General features: G+C 50.4%; 11 protein-coding genes. 10 read left to right on the top strand and 1 reads right to left on the bottom strand.

The genetic code is table 11. The annotated features are described in order from the left end of the window. The first annotated feature begins 11 nt into the window (after positions 1 to 11). From WMO41_RS01915 to WMO41_RS01900, 4 genes are all read left to right on the top strand, one after another. Positions 12 to 1,064, top strand: a complete 1,053-nt coding sequence (locus WMO41_RS01915) for a galactose ABC transporter substrate-binding protein (protein ID WP_349228381.1) — start codon at positions 12 to 14, stop codon at positions 1,062 to 1,064. Positions 1,065 to 1,215: 151 nt separating this feature from the next. Beyond that, positions 1,216 to 2,328, top strand: coding sequence for a galactose ABC transporter substrate-binding protein (locus WMO41_RS01910; protein ID WP_349228380.1), 1,113 nt, complete (start codon positions 1,216 to 1,218; stop codon positions 2,326 to 2,328). Between the two features lie 123 nt (positions 2,329 to 2,451). Next, positions 2,452 to 3,963 (top strand): ATP-binding cassette domain-containing protein, encoded by a 1,512-nt coding sequence (locus WMO41_RS01905; protein ID WP_177292045.1) that lies wholly within the window; start codon positions 2,452 to 2,454, stop codon positions 3,961 to 3,963. Between the two features lie 13 nt (positions 3,964 to 3,976). Then, positions 3,977 to 4,966: a galactose/methyl galactoside ABC transporter permease MglC gene (locus WMO41_RS01900; protein ID WP_349228379.1), complete on the top strand. Its 990-nt coding sequence runs from the start codon at positions 3,977 to 3,979 to the stop codon at positions 4,964 to 4,966. Between the two features lie 72 nt (positions 4,967 to 5,038). Here WMO41_RS01900 and WMO41_RS01895 read toward each other — a convergent pair whose 3' ends face one another. Then, a complete protein-coding gene (locus tag WMO41_RS01895; protein WP_349228378.1) occupies positions 5,039 to 5,491 on the bottom strand; it encodes a CYTH domain-containing protein in 453 nt (150 codons plus the stop codon). 152 nt (positions 5,492 to 5,643) lie between these two features. On the opposite strand from WMO41_RS01895, the gene WMO41_RS01890 reads away from it, so the two are divergent. The 6 genes from WMO41_RS01890 to lon all read left to right on the top strand — a co-directional run bounded on the left by WMO41_RS01890 (position 5,644) and on the right by lon (position 15,895). Beyond that, entirely contained in the window at positions 5,644 to 7,080 is a 1,437-nt protein-coding gene (locus WMO41_RS01890; RefSeq protein WP_349228377.1) for an extracellular solute-binding protein, read from the top strand. An 86-nt stretch (positions 7,081 to 7,166) separates the two neighbouring features. Then, positions 7,167 to 10,049, top strand: a complete 2,883-nt coding sequence (locus tag WMO41_RS01885) for an EAL domain-containing protein (RefSeq protein WP_349228376.1) — start codon at positions 7,167 to 7,169, stop codon at positions 10,047 to 10,049. Between the two features lie 96 nt (positions 10,050 to 10,145). Beyond that, positions 10,146 to 11,432 carry a trigger factor gene (tig, locus tag WMO41_RS01880; RefSeq protein ID WP_118731631.1) on the top strand — a complete coding sequence of 429 codons (1,287 nt, stop codon included), beginning with the start codon at positions 10,146 to 10,148 and terminating at the stop codon, positions 11,430 to 11,432. A gap of 74 nt (positions 11,433 to 11,506) precedes the next feature. After that, positions 11,507 to 12,127, top strand: coding sequence for an ATP-dependent Clp endopeptidase proteolytic subunit ClpP (gene clpP / locus WMO41_RS01875; RefSeq protein ID WP_279220323.1), 621 nt, complete (start codon positions 11,507 to 11,509; stop codon positions 12,125 to 12,127). Between the two features lie 72 nt (positions 12,128 to 12,199). Next, positions 12,200 to 13,507 carry an ATP-dependent Clp protease ATP-binding subunit ClpX gene (gene clpX / locus WMO41_RS01870; RefSeq protein ID WP_349228375.1) on the top strand — a complete coding sequence of 436 codons (1,308 nt, stop codon included), beginning with the start codon at positions 12,200 to 12,202 and terminating at the stop codon, positions 13,505 to 13,507. Positions 13,508 to 13,582: 75 nt separating this feature from the next. Further along, positions 13,583 to 15,895: an endopeptidase La gene (lon, locus tag WMO41_RS01865; protein ID WP_349228374.1), complete on the top strand. Its 2,313-nt coding sequence runs from the start codon at positions 13,583 to 13,585 to the stop codon at positions 15,893 to 15,895. Positions 15,896 to 15,916 lie beyond the last annotated feature (21 nt).

The raw sequence follows: 15,916 nt of genomic DNA, 5'->3' as shown, positions 1-15,916 counted from the left end.
GGAGGTTCACCATGAGAAAAAATGGATTCCATGTCGGAAAAAATACGGTCAGGCGGGCGGCTTTCGCAATGGGGACGCTTCTTGCCTGCACCCAGCTTGGGGGCTGTCAGGGGAAAACACTTCCGGAGAAGAAAAACGCGATCCGCATCGGCGTGAGCCTGTACCGGGCCGATGATACCTTTATCGGAAATATCCGGTCTGAGATGGAAAAAAGGGCCAAAGCCTATGAGCAGGAGACCGGAATCAGGGTGACTCTGGATATTCAGGATGCCAAAGGCAACCAGTATACCCAGAACAAGCAGGTGGAGCGCTTTATTTCACTGGGCTGCGACGCCCTCTGTGTCAATCCGGTGGACCGCACGACCTCCTCCGGCATCATTGATCCGGCCATGGCGGCGGATATTCCGGTGGTTTTCTTTAACCGTCAGCCGGTAGAGGAGGACCTGGATCGCTGGGACAAGCTCTATTACGTAGGAGCGGATGCCAAGGAGTCCGCGGTGCTGGAGGCGGAAATCGTAGCGGATCAGTACGAAAAGGATCCGGTCTCCCTGGACAAAAACGGGGATGGCGTTATCAGCTATGTACTCCTGGAGGGAGAAAATAATCATCAGGATTCCCTGATCCGCACGGAGTGGTCTGTGCAGACCTTAAAGGACCGGGGCATTCCCATTGAGAAGATTACCGGAGGCATTGCCAACTGGGAGCGGTCCCAGGCGTCTGCCCTGATGGAGCAGTGGCTCTCGGCGTATCCGGATACGATTGAGCTGGTCATCAGCAACAACGACGATATGGCACTGGGGGCCATCGACGCGCTGGAGCGCGCCGGCGGCAGGAAGATCAGTGTTGTGGGAATTGACGGAACCACGCAGGGGCAGGATGCCGTGCGAAACGGAAAGATGCTGGGCACCGTATCATCGGATAAAACCGGCTATGCCAACGCCATTTTTACGATCGCAGCAGCCGCCGGATTGGGTGAACCAATTCCGCCGGAAATTGACCTGGAGGACGGAAAATATTACTGGACCCGGCAGAATAATGTCGTAAAAGAGAAAATAAATCCATGAAAAATTGTACAATCGAAAAAAATCAATAATCCAGAAAAGAAAATCCTATGGAAAAATGCACAATCCACCCTTATAATGAACATGTCAGATGGAGAAAGTAAACAAAAACTTACAAACTATGACAATTTTAATTAAAGGGAGGATTTACATCATGAGATTAACTAAGAAAGTAACCGCTATGGCAATGGCATCCTGCATGATCCTGTCCATGACAGCATGCGGTGGAAGCAAACCGGCAGAGACCACTGCAGCAGCAACCGAGGCAGCTACCGAAGCAGCAACTGAGGCAGCAGAGACCACCGCAGCAGAAGTCAAAGAAGCAGCTGGCGGCGACTACGCAGACAAGAAAGTCGGCATTTCCATTTATAAATTCGATGATAACTTCATGACCCTGTACCGCACCGAGTTAGAGAGATACCTGGTAGAGGATCTTGGATTCAAGAAAGAGAATATCACCGTTCAGGATGGTAAAGGCGATCAGGCAGAGCAGACCAACCAGATTCAGAACTTCATCGCTTCCGGCGTTGACGTTATGATCTTAAACCTGGTTCAGTCTTCTTCCGCACCGCAGGTAACTGATATGTGTAAAGACGCTGGCATCCCGGTTGTTTACATCAACCGTGAGCCGGATTCCGCAGAGGAAGAAAGATGGGCTTCTGACGGCATTAACGCAACCTACGTTGGTGCAGACGCAAGACAGTCCGGTACTTATCAGGGTGAGGAAATCCTTGAGACCGCAAACAAGGGCGATATCAACGGCGATGGCAAAGTAAGCTACGTCATGGTTCAGGGTGATCCGGAGAACGTAGATGCTCAGTACAGAACCGAGTTCTCTGTAAAGGCTCTGACCGATGCAGGTGTTGAGGTTGAAGAGCTTCTGCTTCAGAGAGGTGACTGGGATCAGGCGAAGGGTCAGCAGATCGTTCAGGATGCTTTAACCCAGTTCGGCGACAAGATCGAGGTTGTTTTCTGTAACAACGATGCAATGGCACTTGGTGCTCTGCAGGCAATCGAAGCAGCTGGCAGAAAAGTTAACGAAGATATCTACCTGGTAGGCGTTGATGCTCTGACCGAGGTAGTTCAGAACATCACCGACGGCAAGATGACCGGTACCGTATTCAACGACTACATCGGTCAGGCTAAGACCGCAGCAGATATGGCTGTTAAGTTCTTAGACGGCGAGTCTGTTGATCCGGTTAACATGGTTGACTACGTAAAGGTTACCCCGGACAACGCAGCAGATATTCTTGACATCATCAAATAGTCAGACTCTGGCCTGTAATTAACAGTGATTCATCTTTCGGGTGTGTCGTCTGACACACCCGATTTTTAAAGAAACCGGCATTTTATCTGGCAGCCGGTCCGGAGTCAGAAAGGAGAGAATGGGATGGCAGAGTACAGGTTGGAAATGAGGGGAGTCTGCAAAAGCTTCCCGGGCGTAAAGGCCCTTGACGGCATCAACTTAAGAGTCCGTCCCGGTACCGTCCATGCGTTAATGGGAGAGAACGGCGCCGGTAAATCCACCTTAATGAAATGTTTGTTTGGCATCTACAAGATGGATGAGGGCGAGATTTATCTGGACGGAGAGAAAATGACGATCCTGAATCCGGATGACGCCTTACATAAAGGACTGGCAATGGTTCATCAGGAACTGCAGCCGATCCCGGAGCGGACGATTGCGGAAAACATGTATCTTGGTCGTTATCCGCTCAAAAATTTTGGTCCGTTAAAGGTCATTGACCACAAGACCATGAATGAAGAAGCAGCCAAATGGCTGGAGAATGTAAAAATGCCTTATGATCCAAAGGCAAAACTGGGATCTCTTTCCATTGCGCAGATGCAGTCGGTAGAGATCGCAAAAGCAGTATCCATGAGCGCGAAAGTAGTGATCCTCGACGAGCCGACATCTTCCCTTACCGATAACGAGGTAGAGGCGCTGTTCCGCATCGTGCGGGATCTTAAATCCAGAGGCGTATCCATGATCTACATCTCCCACAAGATGGCTGAGATCCGTGAGATCGCCGATGATATCACCATCATGCGTGATGGTACTTATGTAGGAACCTGGGAAGTCAAAGACATCAGCGATGATGAAATCGTCCACCAGATGGTAGGACGTGAACTTACCAATGTATATCCTCCGATGGAGAACACCATTCAGGACGATGTGGTACTGGAGGTCAAAGATCTCTGCAGTATCCATGACCGTTCCTTCCAGCATATCAGCTTCCAGTTAAAGAAGGGCGAGATTCTGGGCTTTGGCGGCCTGGTAGGCGCCCAGAGAACAGAGCTGATGGAAGCCATCTTCGGCATGCGCCATGTGAAGAGCGGCGAGGTGTTGGTACACGGCAAGCCGATTCATGTAACAAGACCGCGTGATGCCATCAAAGACGGCATCGGAATGATCACCGAGGATCGCCGCGGAACCGGTATTCTTGGATGCCTTTCCATTGCGGACAACGTATCCATTTCCTCCCTGAACAACTACTTAAAGGTCGGACCGATGCTTGACACCAAGAAGATCGAAGAGCTTGTGAAGGACAATGTGGCGAAACTGAGCATCAAGACCCCGAGCAGCAAAACGCTGATCCAGTCTCTGTCCGGTGGTAACCAGCAGAAGGTTATCATTGCAAGATGGCTGGCCAACAACCCGGATGTGCTCATCATGGACGAGCCGACCAGAGGTATCGATGTCGGCGCAAAATACGAGATCTACCAGATCATGATCGAGCTGACCAGACAGGGCAAATCCATCATCATGATTTCCTCTGAGATGCCGGAGTTAATCGGTATGTCGCACCGGATTCTGGTTATGTGTGCAGGCAAGCTGACCGGTGAGGTCTCCGGTGAGGAAGCAACTCAGGAAAATATCATGGGTATGGCTACTCAGTTCAATTAAGGAGGATACGAGGATGAATAAAAAGAATATTGATATTAAGAAAACCCTGCTGGACAATGGTATCATCATTGTTCTGCTCCTGCTGGTTTTAATCACCGGCATTACAAAGGATAATTTCTTCTCCTGGAACAACTTATCCAACATTTCCGTTAACACTGCAGCCCGTGTTATCATCGCATTTGGTGTCAGCGGCTGTCTGATCACCAAAGGTACAGACCTTTCCGCAGGCCGTATGGTAGGTCTTGCATCCTGTATCGCAGGTACCTTACTTCAGACTGCAGACTACAGCGGCAAGTTCTTCCCGAACCTTGGTGATATGCCGGTATTCGGAGTTCTGGCTCTGTGTATCCTGATCTGCTGTATTTTCGGTCTCATCAACGGTATCGTTATCGCGTACTTAAATGTACCGGCCTTCATTGGCACTCTGGGCATGCAGCTGGCTGTATACGGCATCTGCCTGGTTTACACCAACGCAACTCCTCTGGGCGGCTACCGCAAAGCTTACACCGCAATCGCAACCGGCAAACTGTTCGGGCAGATCCCGTACATGTTCATCATCGCATTCGTGATCGGTCTGGTTATGTGGTTCGTATTCAACTACACCCGTCATGGTAAATACATGTACGCAATCGGCGGCAACGAGGCTGCTGCTGAGGTTTCCGGCGTAAACGTTAAGAAAACCAAAATCATCATCTACGTAACTGCTGCAGCTCTGTACGCAATCGCAGGCTTCCTGCTTGGCGCAAAGGCCGGTGGTGCCAGCGTTAACATGGGCCAGGGCTACGAGCTGGAGGCAATCGCAGCATGTACCATCGGCGGTGTATCCGTAAATGGTGGTATCGGCCGTATCTCCGGTGTAGTCATCGGTGTTCTGGTATTCGAGCTGTTAAAGTCTTCCATGCAGTTCCTTGGTATCCAGACCAACTACCAGTACATTGTACAGGGTATCGTTATCATCGTGGCAATTGCCCTCGATATCCGCAAGTACATTGCAAAGAAGTAATTTTAAAAATCTGTACATACAAAAACCGGCATTCCCTGGATGGGGTGCCGGTTTTTCGTATACGAAAATCACTTAGTTTTTCTTCTGGCTTAAGCGGCTGTTCTGGTATTCCCCGGAGAGTGTGACATCTTCCCCAAACCAGTCAGGCGGCGCGAAATGTTCTGCGTCTTCTATGGAGGAAAACTCCACCTCAGCTAACATCAGACCCTCATATTCCCCGGAGAATACGTCCAGCTCGATCACGAGGTCCGTGCCCTCTATTGGCTTTTTGTAGCGGGTTTTTGTGATGATAATGCCGTCCGCTTTCTCAAGCAGATGCGCATAGGCCTCCTTTGTGAGAGGAAGATTGTATTCCTCTCTGGCGAGAAGCCCTTTGGATTTGTAGGTCAGGAAATACTCATCATTCTCTTTCCGGATCCGGACAACCGGGGCGGTACAGAGATAGGCCTGTTCCATATGAACGGCTTCCCAGGTACGGTAATCTTCTGGCGGTGTTGTGACCAGATATTTTCGCTCAATTTCCATAATGTCTCCTTTTGCGTGCTGAAATCGTACTTTTTTGCGTACACGCATTTTATTTACTCCGAGTATACAGGAAAGTATTGGAAAGATAAAGGGGTTTGTGATATGATTAATACTAATTGAGAAAATGAGGAAAGGGTCAGGTGAATCACATTATGAAGAAAAAATTAGTTCTTCCGATTCTGCTGGCGGGTACTTTCACGTTGACTGCATGCAGCCACGCAGAAGCGCCGGACGACAGACCGGTACATATTACCATGTGGCATTATTACAATGGAGCTCAGAAGGATCAGTTCGATAAACTGGTTCAGGAGTTCAACGATACGGTAGGCGCAGATCAGAAGATTATTGCGGAAACCCTCAGCAAAGGCAGTCTCACGGAGCTGCAGGATGCGGTCTATGAAAGTATGGATGGAAAGACCGGAAGTGATCCGCTCCCGAATCTGTGTTCTTCCTACGCGGATACCGCTTATAATCTGTACAAACGGAATCTGATTGCGGATTTCCGCCCGTTTTTAACAGATGAAGAGTACGAAAGCTATGTGCCTGGTTATGTGGAAGAGGGGGATTTCGGAACCGATGCGTCCATGATGATCTTCCCGGTGGCCAAATCCACAGAAGTACTCACTCTCAATAGGACCGCCTGGGAACCTTTCGCAGCGGAAACCGGTGCGTCTCTGGAGAATCTCTCCAGCTGGGAGGGACTGGCGAAAACGGCCAGAATGTATTATGAGTGGACCGACGCCCAGACAGAAGAGCCAAACGATGGCAAGGCGTTTTTCGGGCGGGATTCCTTCGCAAACTATATGCTGATCGGAAGCCATCAGCTTGGACACGCGATTTATGAGAGCAATCAGGGTACCATAAAGGCCGATGCGGATGAAGAAACCATGCGCCGTCTCTGGGACAACTACTATGTTCCGTATATTCACGGCTATTATCTGGCAGAGGGCCAATTCCGCAGTGATGATTTAAAGACCGGACGTATAGTGGCTTATGCAGGCTCTACCAGCGGCGCGGCCTACACCCCGGATCAGGTTACCTATGATGACGGAAATACAGAAGAGATCACCTGCAGCATACTTCCGCTGCCGAACTTTGAGGGAACAGAAGAAATCGCGGTACAGCAGGGCGCCGGTGCGGTTATGTTTGATTCCGATGAAAAGACAGAAAAAGCCGCAGTAACCTTTTTAAAATGGCTGAGTGATGACAGCCAGAATATCCGTTTTTCCGCGGCATCCGGTTATCTGCCGGTAAAGAAGAGTGCCAACGATATGGAACAGATCGAAGCCTGCCTGAAAGAGCAGGGCGAAGAACTGGGTCCGAAGCTGTCCGCTATGCTGAATACCGCAATTCCACAGGTAAACCAGTATGGCCTGTATACCGCAAAACCCTTTGACCACGCAAATGACGCAAGAAAAGTAATCGACATGACTATGCCGGAAGTGGCTGCGCAGAACAGGGCGCAGGTTCAGGCACTTCTCGATCAGGGCGTGTCTCTGGAAGAGGCAGCTGCCCGGTATGATACTGATGAAATTTTTAAGCAGTGGTATGATGATACGGAAAGCCAGCTTGCAAACCTGGCAGAATAAGGTTGGTGCCCATGAAAAATGCAAGATCTATGAAGTCCAGTCTTGTGCTGCCATTCTGCCTGATCCTGATATTCCAAACCGTTTTTATGATGGTTTTTCTGTCCAATGGCATGGTGGCAAGGAGCCTTTATACGAATGAGATCAATTTCATAGAAAAGGATGTACAGAACAGTGAACTTCTCCTGGAACGGGAGATGGTCCAGCACTGGCTGAACGATATCCGGACTTCAACGACGGTCCAAAAAAAAATCCAGTCTGTGCTGGATGAACAGGCGAAAAAACCAGAAGACATCCAGTCTGACTGGGCGCTGAACGCTGCCATTCTGGATAGTATTATGCCAGATGTGCTGGATCTGCTGCATCGAAGCTATGGAAACAGCATTTATGTAATTCTGAACGGTCCCGCCTCAGGCCAGAGCCGGCAGGGACACAAAGCCGGTGTTGCTGTCATGGATACAGACAGCAGCAGTTTTGCGGCAGACAACTCGGATCTGCTGCTGCTGAAGGGTGCGGCCTCCATATCCAGTGACTATAAGATTCCGCTGGCCGGGGAATGGCAGATGGATTATGACATGAGTATGGACGCATCGGATGCGTACCGGTTCTACAATCCGTTTTCCATCGCGAAGGGAACCAGGGTGCTTGGCAGCACGGACCGGTATGGCTATTTCGGTGAGATTTCCTCGGCGCTTCAGGAGGACACAGCTGGAGTCTGCTATTCCATTCCACTCGTGGTGGGAGATGGAGCGGTTATCGGTATTCTGGGCGGAACCATGACCAAGGGGCAGATCTATGCGCTTTTAAAAAATGAACTGTTCCACAGCGACGCCGATACCATTCAGATGATTGCACGCAGGGAATCTGGTTCTTATTCTCTGACTCCGGTACTGACTTATGGTTCTGCCTATAACCGGTGCTTTGGAAAAAGAGAAAAGCTATCCTTTATGGATACTGAATGGCAGGATATCAAAAAGATTATTGATGAAAACGGCGACAGCTGGTATCTGACCTCCATGAAGCTTCCGATATACGGAAGTGATTCTCCTTATGTCAGTACGGAATGGCAGACGGTGGTGCTGCGCCGCCAGAGCGTTATGGAATCTTTTTACCAGAAGCTTTTAAACGGCCTGCTTTGGGGCTGCGCGTTTACCCTGCTTCCGGGTATTCTGTTCGCTCTGTTATATGGAGAATACTTTACCAGACCAATCCGCCGGCTGATCGGCCAGCTTCGTTCCGCGGAAAGCGGAAGCCGCATCCGCCTGCAGCGTACCTGGATCAGCGAGCTGGATGAACTGAGCCGTGCCATTGAAATCCTGAGTGCGGATGTGGTGGAGTCGGCTCTGCGCATTTCCCGTATTCTGGATGCTTCCGGCCTACCAATCGGTGTGTTTGAGTATCTTCCGGACCAGAAAAAAGTATTTTGCAGCCGCAGTCTGTTCGAACTTCTCGGAATACAGGAAACCGATGAAGATTACACGTATCTGGAACCGGAGGGTTTTGCGAAGATGATGCAGGTGCTTGGAAACGGCATCCGGGAGAGCGAGGATGTCAGCCTGTACCAGATCAGCCGCGAACATTCCATTCAGTACCTGCGTCTGAAAATTGTAAAAGCAGGGAATGGAAACCAGACCGGAGTCCTTCTGGATGCCACGGAAGAAGTAGAAAAACAGCAGCGGCTGGAGCGGGAGCGTGATTACGACCAGCTTACCGATCTTTATAACCGCGGCGCGTTCCGCCGGAGCACGGAAGCCCTGCTGGGCAGCGGAAAACTCTCCTGCGCGGCTCTGATCATGTGGGATCTGGACAATTTAAAATATGTCAACGATACCTATGGCCATGAGATGGGAGACCGCTATATCCGGCTGTTTGCGGATCAGCTGAAACGCCTTTCCTCCCTGGGTGCCGTGGTAGAACGCCACTCAGGCGATGAATTTATGGCTTTTTTGTGCGGAGACAGCGAAGAACAGATTCGGGAAGAGATCCGGCAGTTCTTCTGCAGTGTGCGCGGTGTTTCCCTGAAGGTGGATGAAGATTATGAACTGCCGCTGCGCGCGTCGGCCGGTGTTACCTGGTATCCGCGCCAGGCGAGAGACTTTGCATCCCTGACCCGGTATGCGGACTTTGCCATGTATATGGCAAAGCACAGTACCAAGGGTGTGCTGCAGGAATTTGATTTCTCCAGTTATCAGAAGAATTCCTATCTGCTTTCCGGACGGGAGGAACTGAACCAGCTTTTAGAGCGGGACGATGTTCCGTTTGCGGTTCAGCCAATCTTAAGCCGCAATGGCAGCATATTCGGCTACGAAGCCCTGATGCGTCCAAACAGCAAGAACCTGAAAAATATTCAGGAAGTGCTGACTCTGGCCAAACGTCAGGCAAAGCTTCCGCAGTTTGAGCGCCTGACCTGGGTCTGCGCCATGAAATGGTTCCGGGATCATGAGGCCGAACTTCCGGCTGGCAGCCGGCTGTTCGTCAACTCCATCGCCAATACCTCTCTGGCTCCGGAATGCCTGGAGGAACTGATCCGGCTGTATCCGGATCTCTTAAAACGGGTCGTGCTTGAGGTGACGGAAGGCGAAGAAATCAACAGCAGTGATATGGGCTTTAAGACCCGGGCAGTGGAGCGCACCGGAGGCATGGTTGCCCTGGATGATTTCGGTTCCGGCTACAGCAGTGAAGAAAGTCTGCTGAACTTAAATATCAACATCGTCAAGCTGGATATGGAACTGGTACAGGGAATTGATGAAAACCCGGATAAGCAGGAACTGGCGGCCAATCTGATTCATTACTGCAAGGAGCGCGGCATTCTGGTTCTTGCGGAGGGCGTGGAGCGGATTGAAGAGCTTCATACCATGCTGATGCTGGGGGCAGATCTGTTCCAGGGCTACTATCTGGGACGTCCGGAACTGGAAATCCGGCCGGTCAATCCCTATGTGGTAGAGAAATTACGTGTATTATCGCAAAAATAGGACTGGTAATTATAAAAAGTCTATGCTATAATGGTGAATTGAAGTGTGGCGCCCTGCCGGGACGGCCATACATAGATGTAAGGAGGAACCCATATTATGAGTTTACAGGTAGAAAAATTAGAGAAAAACATGGCGAAATTAACCGTAGAAGTACCGGCAGAGCAGTTTGAGGCAGCTCTTAAAACTTCCTATAACAAGAATAAAAACAAGTTCAACATTCCTGGCTTCCGTAAAGGAAAAGCACCGCAGGCAATGATCGAGAAGATGTACGGTGTTGGCGTTTTCTATGAGGACGCTGTAGATGAGGCAATCAACGCTTCTTACCCGGACGCTGCAAAAGAGAGCGGTCTTGAGATCGTTTCCAGACCGGAAATCTCCATCGAGCAGGTAGAGAAAGGCAAATCTTTCATCTACGTTGCAACCGTAGCTACCAAGCCGGAGGTAACCCTGGGCGAGTACAAGGGCATTGAAGTAGAGAAAGCAAAACCGGAAGTAACCGACGCTGACGTAGAGGCAGAGTTAAAGAAGGTTCAGGAGCAGAACTCCAGACTGGTATCCGTAGAGGACCGCGCAGTAGCAGACGGCGACCAGACCGTAATCGACTTCGAGGGCTTTGTAGATGGCAAGGCATTTGAGGGCGGCAAGGCTGAGGACTACACTCTGGTGATCGGTTCCCATTCCTTCATCGATACCTTCGAGGATCAGCTGATCGGCAAGAACATCGGTGAGGATGTAGAAGTAAACGTAACCTTCCCGGCTGAGTACCATGCAGCAGAGCTGGCTGGCAAACCGGCAACCTTCAAGGTTAAGATCAAAGAGATCAAGATGAAAGAGCTTCCGGAGCTGAACGATGAGTTCGCAAGCGAAGTTTCCGAGTTCGAGACTCTTGACGCATACAAAGAGGATGTAAAGAACAAACTGGCTGAGACCAAGCAGGCACAGGCTACCGCTGAGAACGAGAACAACGTTGTACAGAAGGTTGTTGACAACGCTCAGATGGATATCCCGGCACCGATGGTCGACGAGCAGGTTCGCAACATGATCGAGGACTACGCACGCAGACTGCAGAGTCAGGGCATCAGCTTTGACCAGTACCTGCAGTTCACCGGCAGCACCATCGAGCAGTTACAGGAGCAGATGCGTCCGCAGGCTGAGTTAAGACTGCGCACCCGTCTGGTACTTGAGGCTGTTGTAGCAGCAGAGAAGATCGAGCCGTCTGACGAGTTAGTTGAGGCTGAGATCAAGAAGATGTCCGAGAACTACAAGATGGACGCTGAGCAGATCAAGACCATCATGGGCGAGGCTGGAATGGCTCAGATGAAGGCTGACATGGCTGTACAGGAGGCTGTAGATTTCCTGGTAGCTGAGGCTAAATTAGTATAATATTTTCCAGAAAAGGAATACTAACACTATGACTAGGTGCAGATTTCGGGCCAGACCTGGAGTCTGCACCTATCATTGCAAAAGACAGTAATGAAAGACAGGAGGATCTGACGATGGCATTGGTACCTTATGTAATTGAACAGACCAGCAGAGGAGAACGCTCCTACGATATTTATTCCCGTTTATTAAAAGAGAGAATTATTTTTCTTGGGGAAGAAGTGACCGACGTTTCCGCAAGCCTGATCGTAGCACAGCTTCTGTTCCTGGAGTCCGAGGATCCGGGCAAAGATATTAACTTATACATCAACAGTCCGGGTGGATCCGTGACCGCTGGCATGGCCATTTACGATACCATGAACTACATTAAATGTGATGTATCCACCGTGTGCATCGGCATGGCAGCCAGCATGGGCGCGTTTCTTCTGGCAGGCGGCGCAAAAGGCAAACGCTTTGCGCTTCCGAACGCAGAGGTTATGATCCATCAGCCATCCGGCGGTGCCCAGGGTCAGGCAACGGAAATTCAGATCGTCGCAGAGAAGATTCTGCAGACGAAAAAGAAATTAAACGAGATTCTTGCGGCCAATACCGGTCAGCCGTACGAGGTCATCTGCCGCGATACAGAGCGCGACAATTACATGACTGCAGAGGAAGCTTTAAAATATGGTCTCATTGATCAGGTGATCGCAAAACACTAAAGAGGCTGCTCTGCGCAGGAACGTGCCTGGCACGTTCTTATTTACAACCAGGAAAGGACAAGGTGTTATTATATGCCGACAAGAACAGATGACAGGGTCAGATGCTCTTTCTGCGGAAAGACCCAGGATCAGGTAAGAAAACTGATTGCCGGTTCCAACAATGTATTTATCTGTGACGAATGTATTGAACTTTGCGGAGAAATCCTCGCGGAGGAACTCGAAGAGGATGAAGAGAAAGAGCCGGTATCTCCATTAGCCGGTATCAACCTGTTAAAACCAAAGGAAATCAAGGCATTTCTGGACGAGTATGTCATTGGCCAGGACGCAGCCAAGAAGGTGTTATCGGTAGCGGTCTACAACCATTACAAACGAATCACCTCCGGCGCAGGCAGTGATGTAGACGTACAGAAGAGCAACATTCTCATGCTTGGACCAACCGGTTCCGGCAAGACTTATCTGGCCCAGACGCTGGCTAAGATTTTAAATGTACCGTTTGCCATTGCAGACGCAACCGCGCTGACTGAGGCCGGCTACGTTGGTGAGGATGTTGAAAATATTCTTCTGAAGCTGATTCAGGCGGCTGATTACGATATCAGCAAGGCAGAGTACGGAATCATCTATGTAGATGAAATCGATAAGATTACCAAAAAGTCTGAGAATGTTTCTATTACCCGTGATGTATCCGGTGAAGGCGTTCAGCAGGCACTCTTAAAGATCCTGGAAGGTACCGTGGCAAGCGTACCGCCGCAGGGTGGAAGAAAACATCCGCATCAGGAACTTCTCCAGATCGATACGACCAACATTCTGTTTATCTGCGGAGGAGCCTTTGACGGCCTGGAGCGTATCATTGAGAGCCGCTTAAGTGCCGGATCCATCGGTTTTAACGCAGAAGTGGTAGACAAAAATAAAACAGACATTGATGAACTGCTGCGCCAGGTTGAGCCACACGATCTTGTGAAATTCGGCCTGATTCCAGAGTTTATCGGCCGTGTGCCGGTAACCGTCTCTCTGGATCTTCTCGATGTGAATTCCTTAAGCCGGATCCTGACCGAGCCAAAGAATGCCCTGACAAAGCAGTATCAGAAACTGTTTGAGCTGGATGGCGTAAAGCTGGAGTTTACACCGGAGTCGATTGCGGAAGTTGCAAAGCTTGCGGTTGAGAGAAAAACCGGAGCCAGAGGACTGCGCTCCATTCTGGAGTCCGTAATGATGGATCTTATGTACGAGATTCCGTCTGACAACAATATTGGCATCTGCACCATTACCAAGGATGTCGTAGACAAAACAGGAGAGCCGGAGCTGGTATACCGGGATACGGCTGTGCCGCGCAAAACACTCTCCCAGAGACTGAAAAAAGAAACTTCCGACGAGATTGCGTAAACGCCGGAGCAGGAAGATGGGAGCTTATGGCTCCCATTTTCCATTTCAGTCCATTTATATTTTAGGAGGAACCTGATGGAAGATACAAAGATTATAACGATGCCGGTCATTGCGCTCCGCGGACTTACCATGCTTCCGGAGATGACTGTCAGCTTCGATATCAGCCGCAAGAAATCCATTGCGGCGGTAGAAAAAGCCATGGTCAGCGATCAGAGAGTCTGCCTGGTGGCCCAAAAGGACCCGGAGATTCAGGATCCGTCTCTGGAACAGCTCTATCATATCGGTACCGTTTCCTACATAAAGCAGCTGGTGAAGATGCCGGGAGGCATTGTCCGCGTGATGGCAGAAGGCCAGGAGCGCGCGGAGCTTCTGGATCTGGACAGCACAGAACCGGCTCTGATCGGCGAGGTGCTCCTCACCAGTGAACAGGAGGCAGATGTGGATGGCGCTGCAGCCGAGGCCATGTCCCGTATCCTGAAAGAAAAGCTGGAATCCTACGGACGCCAGCATCCGAAATTCAGTAAAGAAATTCTGCCGGGTCTGATGATCTGTGAAGATCTGGAAACCCTGATGCTTCAGATGGCCAGCGAACTTCCGTGGGATTACCGGATCCGCCAGAGCTATCTGGAGGAGACAACCCTGGCAGGACAGTATGAGGTACTTCTCACCAACCTGATCCATGAGATCGAGGTATCCCAGATTCACCGGGAACTGCAGGAAAAGGTAAAAGAAAACATCGACAAGAATCAGAAAGATTACATTTTACGGGAACAGCTGAAAGTAATCCGTGAGGAGCTTGGCGAAGATCTGTTATCCGACGCGGATGAATACGAAAAGCAGCTTGCTTCCTTAAAAGCAGACAAGGAAGTAAAGGAAAAGCTTCAGAAGGAAATCGACCGCCTGAAAGGCATGCCGGGCGGCGGGCAGGAGAGCAACGTGATCCGCACCTATATCGAAACACTTCTGGAGCTTCCATGGAATAAAACATCCAAGGATAACAATGATATCAAACACGCAAAACAGATTCTGGAAGAGGATCACTACGGCCTGGAGCAGGTGAAAGAGCGCGTTCTCGAATATCTGGCCGTGCGTGTATTGGCAAAGAAGGGCAACAGCCCGATCATCTGCCTGGTGGGCCCGCCGGGAACCGGTAAGACATCCATTGCCCGTTCGGTAGCCCGCGCCCTGAATAAAAAGTATGTGCGCATCAGTCTGGGCGGTGTACACGATGAGGCGGAGATCCGTGGTCACAGAAAGACCTATGTGGGAGCCATGCCGGGCCGTCTGGTAGACGGACTGCGTCAGGCGGGCGTTTCCAATCCGCTGATGCTGTTAGACGAGATTGACAAAGTGAGCAGTGACTATAAGGGAGATACTTCCTCCGCGCTTCTGGAGGTACTGGATGGAGAGCAGAACGTGAAGTTCCGTGACCATTATGTAGAGCTTCCGATTGATCTCTCCAACGTCCTGTTCATTGCGACAGCCAACACCACACAGACCATTCCGGGACCGCTTCTTGACCGTATGGAAGTCATTGAAGTCAACAGCTATACGGAGAACGAGAAGTTCCATATTGCGAGTAACTATTTGGTGGAAAAACAGAAAGACCGCAATGGCCTGAAGAAGGACCAGCTTGTGATTTCTGACTCTGCCCTGAAAAAAATCATTCACAATTACACCCGTGAGGCCGGTGTCCGTAACCTGGAGCGCCGCATCGGTGAAATCTGCCGCAAATCCGCAAGAGAGTATCTGGAACATAAAAAGGCGCATATCCGGGTAACGGAATCCAATCTGGAAAAGTATCTTGGCAAGGAGAAGATTACGTTTGAGGATGCCAATGAGGAGGACCAGGTTGGTATTGTGCGCGGCCTTGCATGGACCAGCGTAGGCGGTGATACCCTGCAGATTGAGGTGAATGTGATGCCGGGCAAAGGCGAGTTAAAGCTTACCGGCCAGATGGGCGATGTCATGAAGGAATCCGCCATGACGGCACTGACCTACGTCCGTTCCATCTGCCCGCAGTACGATGTGCCGGATGATTATTTCGCAAAGCATGACATCCACATTCATATTCCGGAGGGTGCTGTGCCGAAGGACGGACCGTCTGCCGGAATTACCATGGCTACGGCCATGTTCTCTGCCGTGGTGAACCGTAAGGTTCTGGCCAAGGTTGCCATGACCGGAGAGATTACCCTGCGGGGCCGTGTGCTTCCGATTGGCGGTCTGAAAGAGAAAATCCTGGCTGCGAAGATGGCCCACATGGAGACGGTTCTGGTGCCGGAGAAGAACCGCGCGGATATTGCGGAACTTTCCAGAGAAATTACAAAAGGACTGACCATTCTCTACATGAAGAGTATGGAGGATGTGCTGGCTGCAGCACTTGCATAAAAGGAAAAGTGAGGAAGAACG

Source organism: Ventrimonas faecis (genome assembly GCF_040096075.1).
Lineage (GTDB): Bacteria > Bacillota > Clostridia > Lachnospirales > Lachnospiraceae > Brotaphodocola > Brotaphodocola faecis.
Note: the sequence above shows the minus strand (reverse complement) of the source record. Positions and strands in the feature narration are given on the sequence as shown.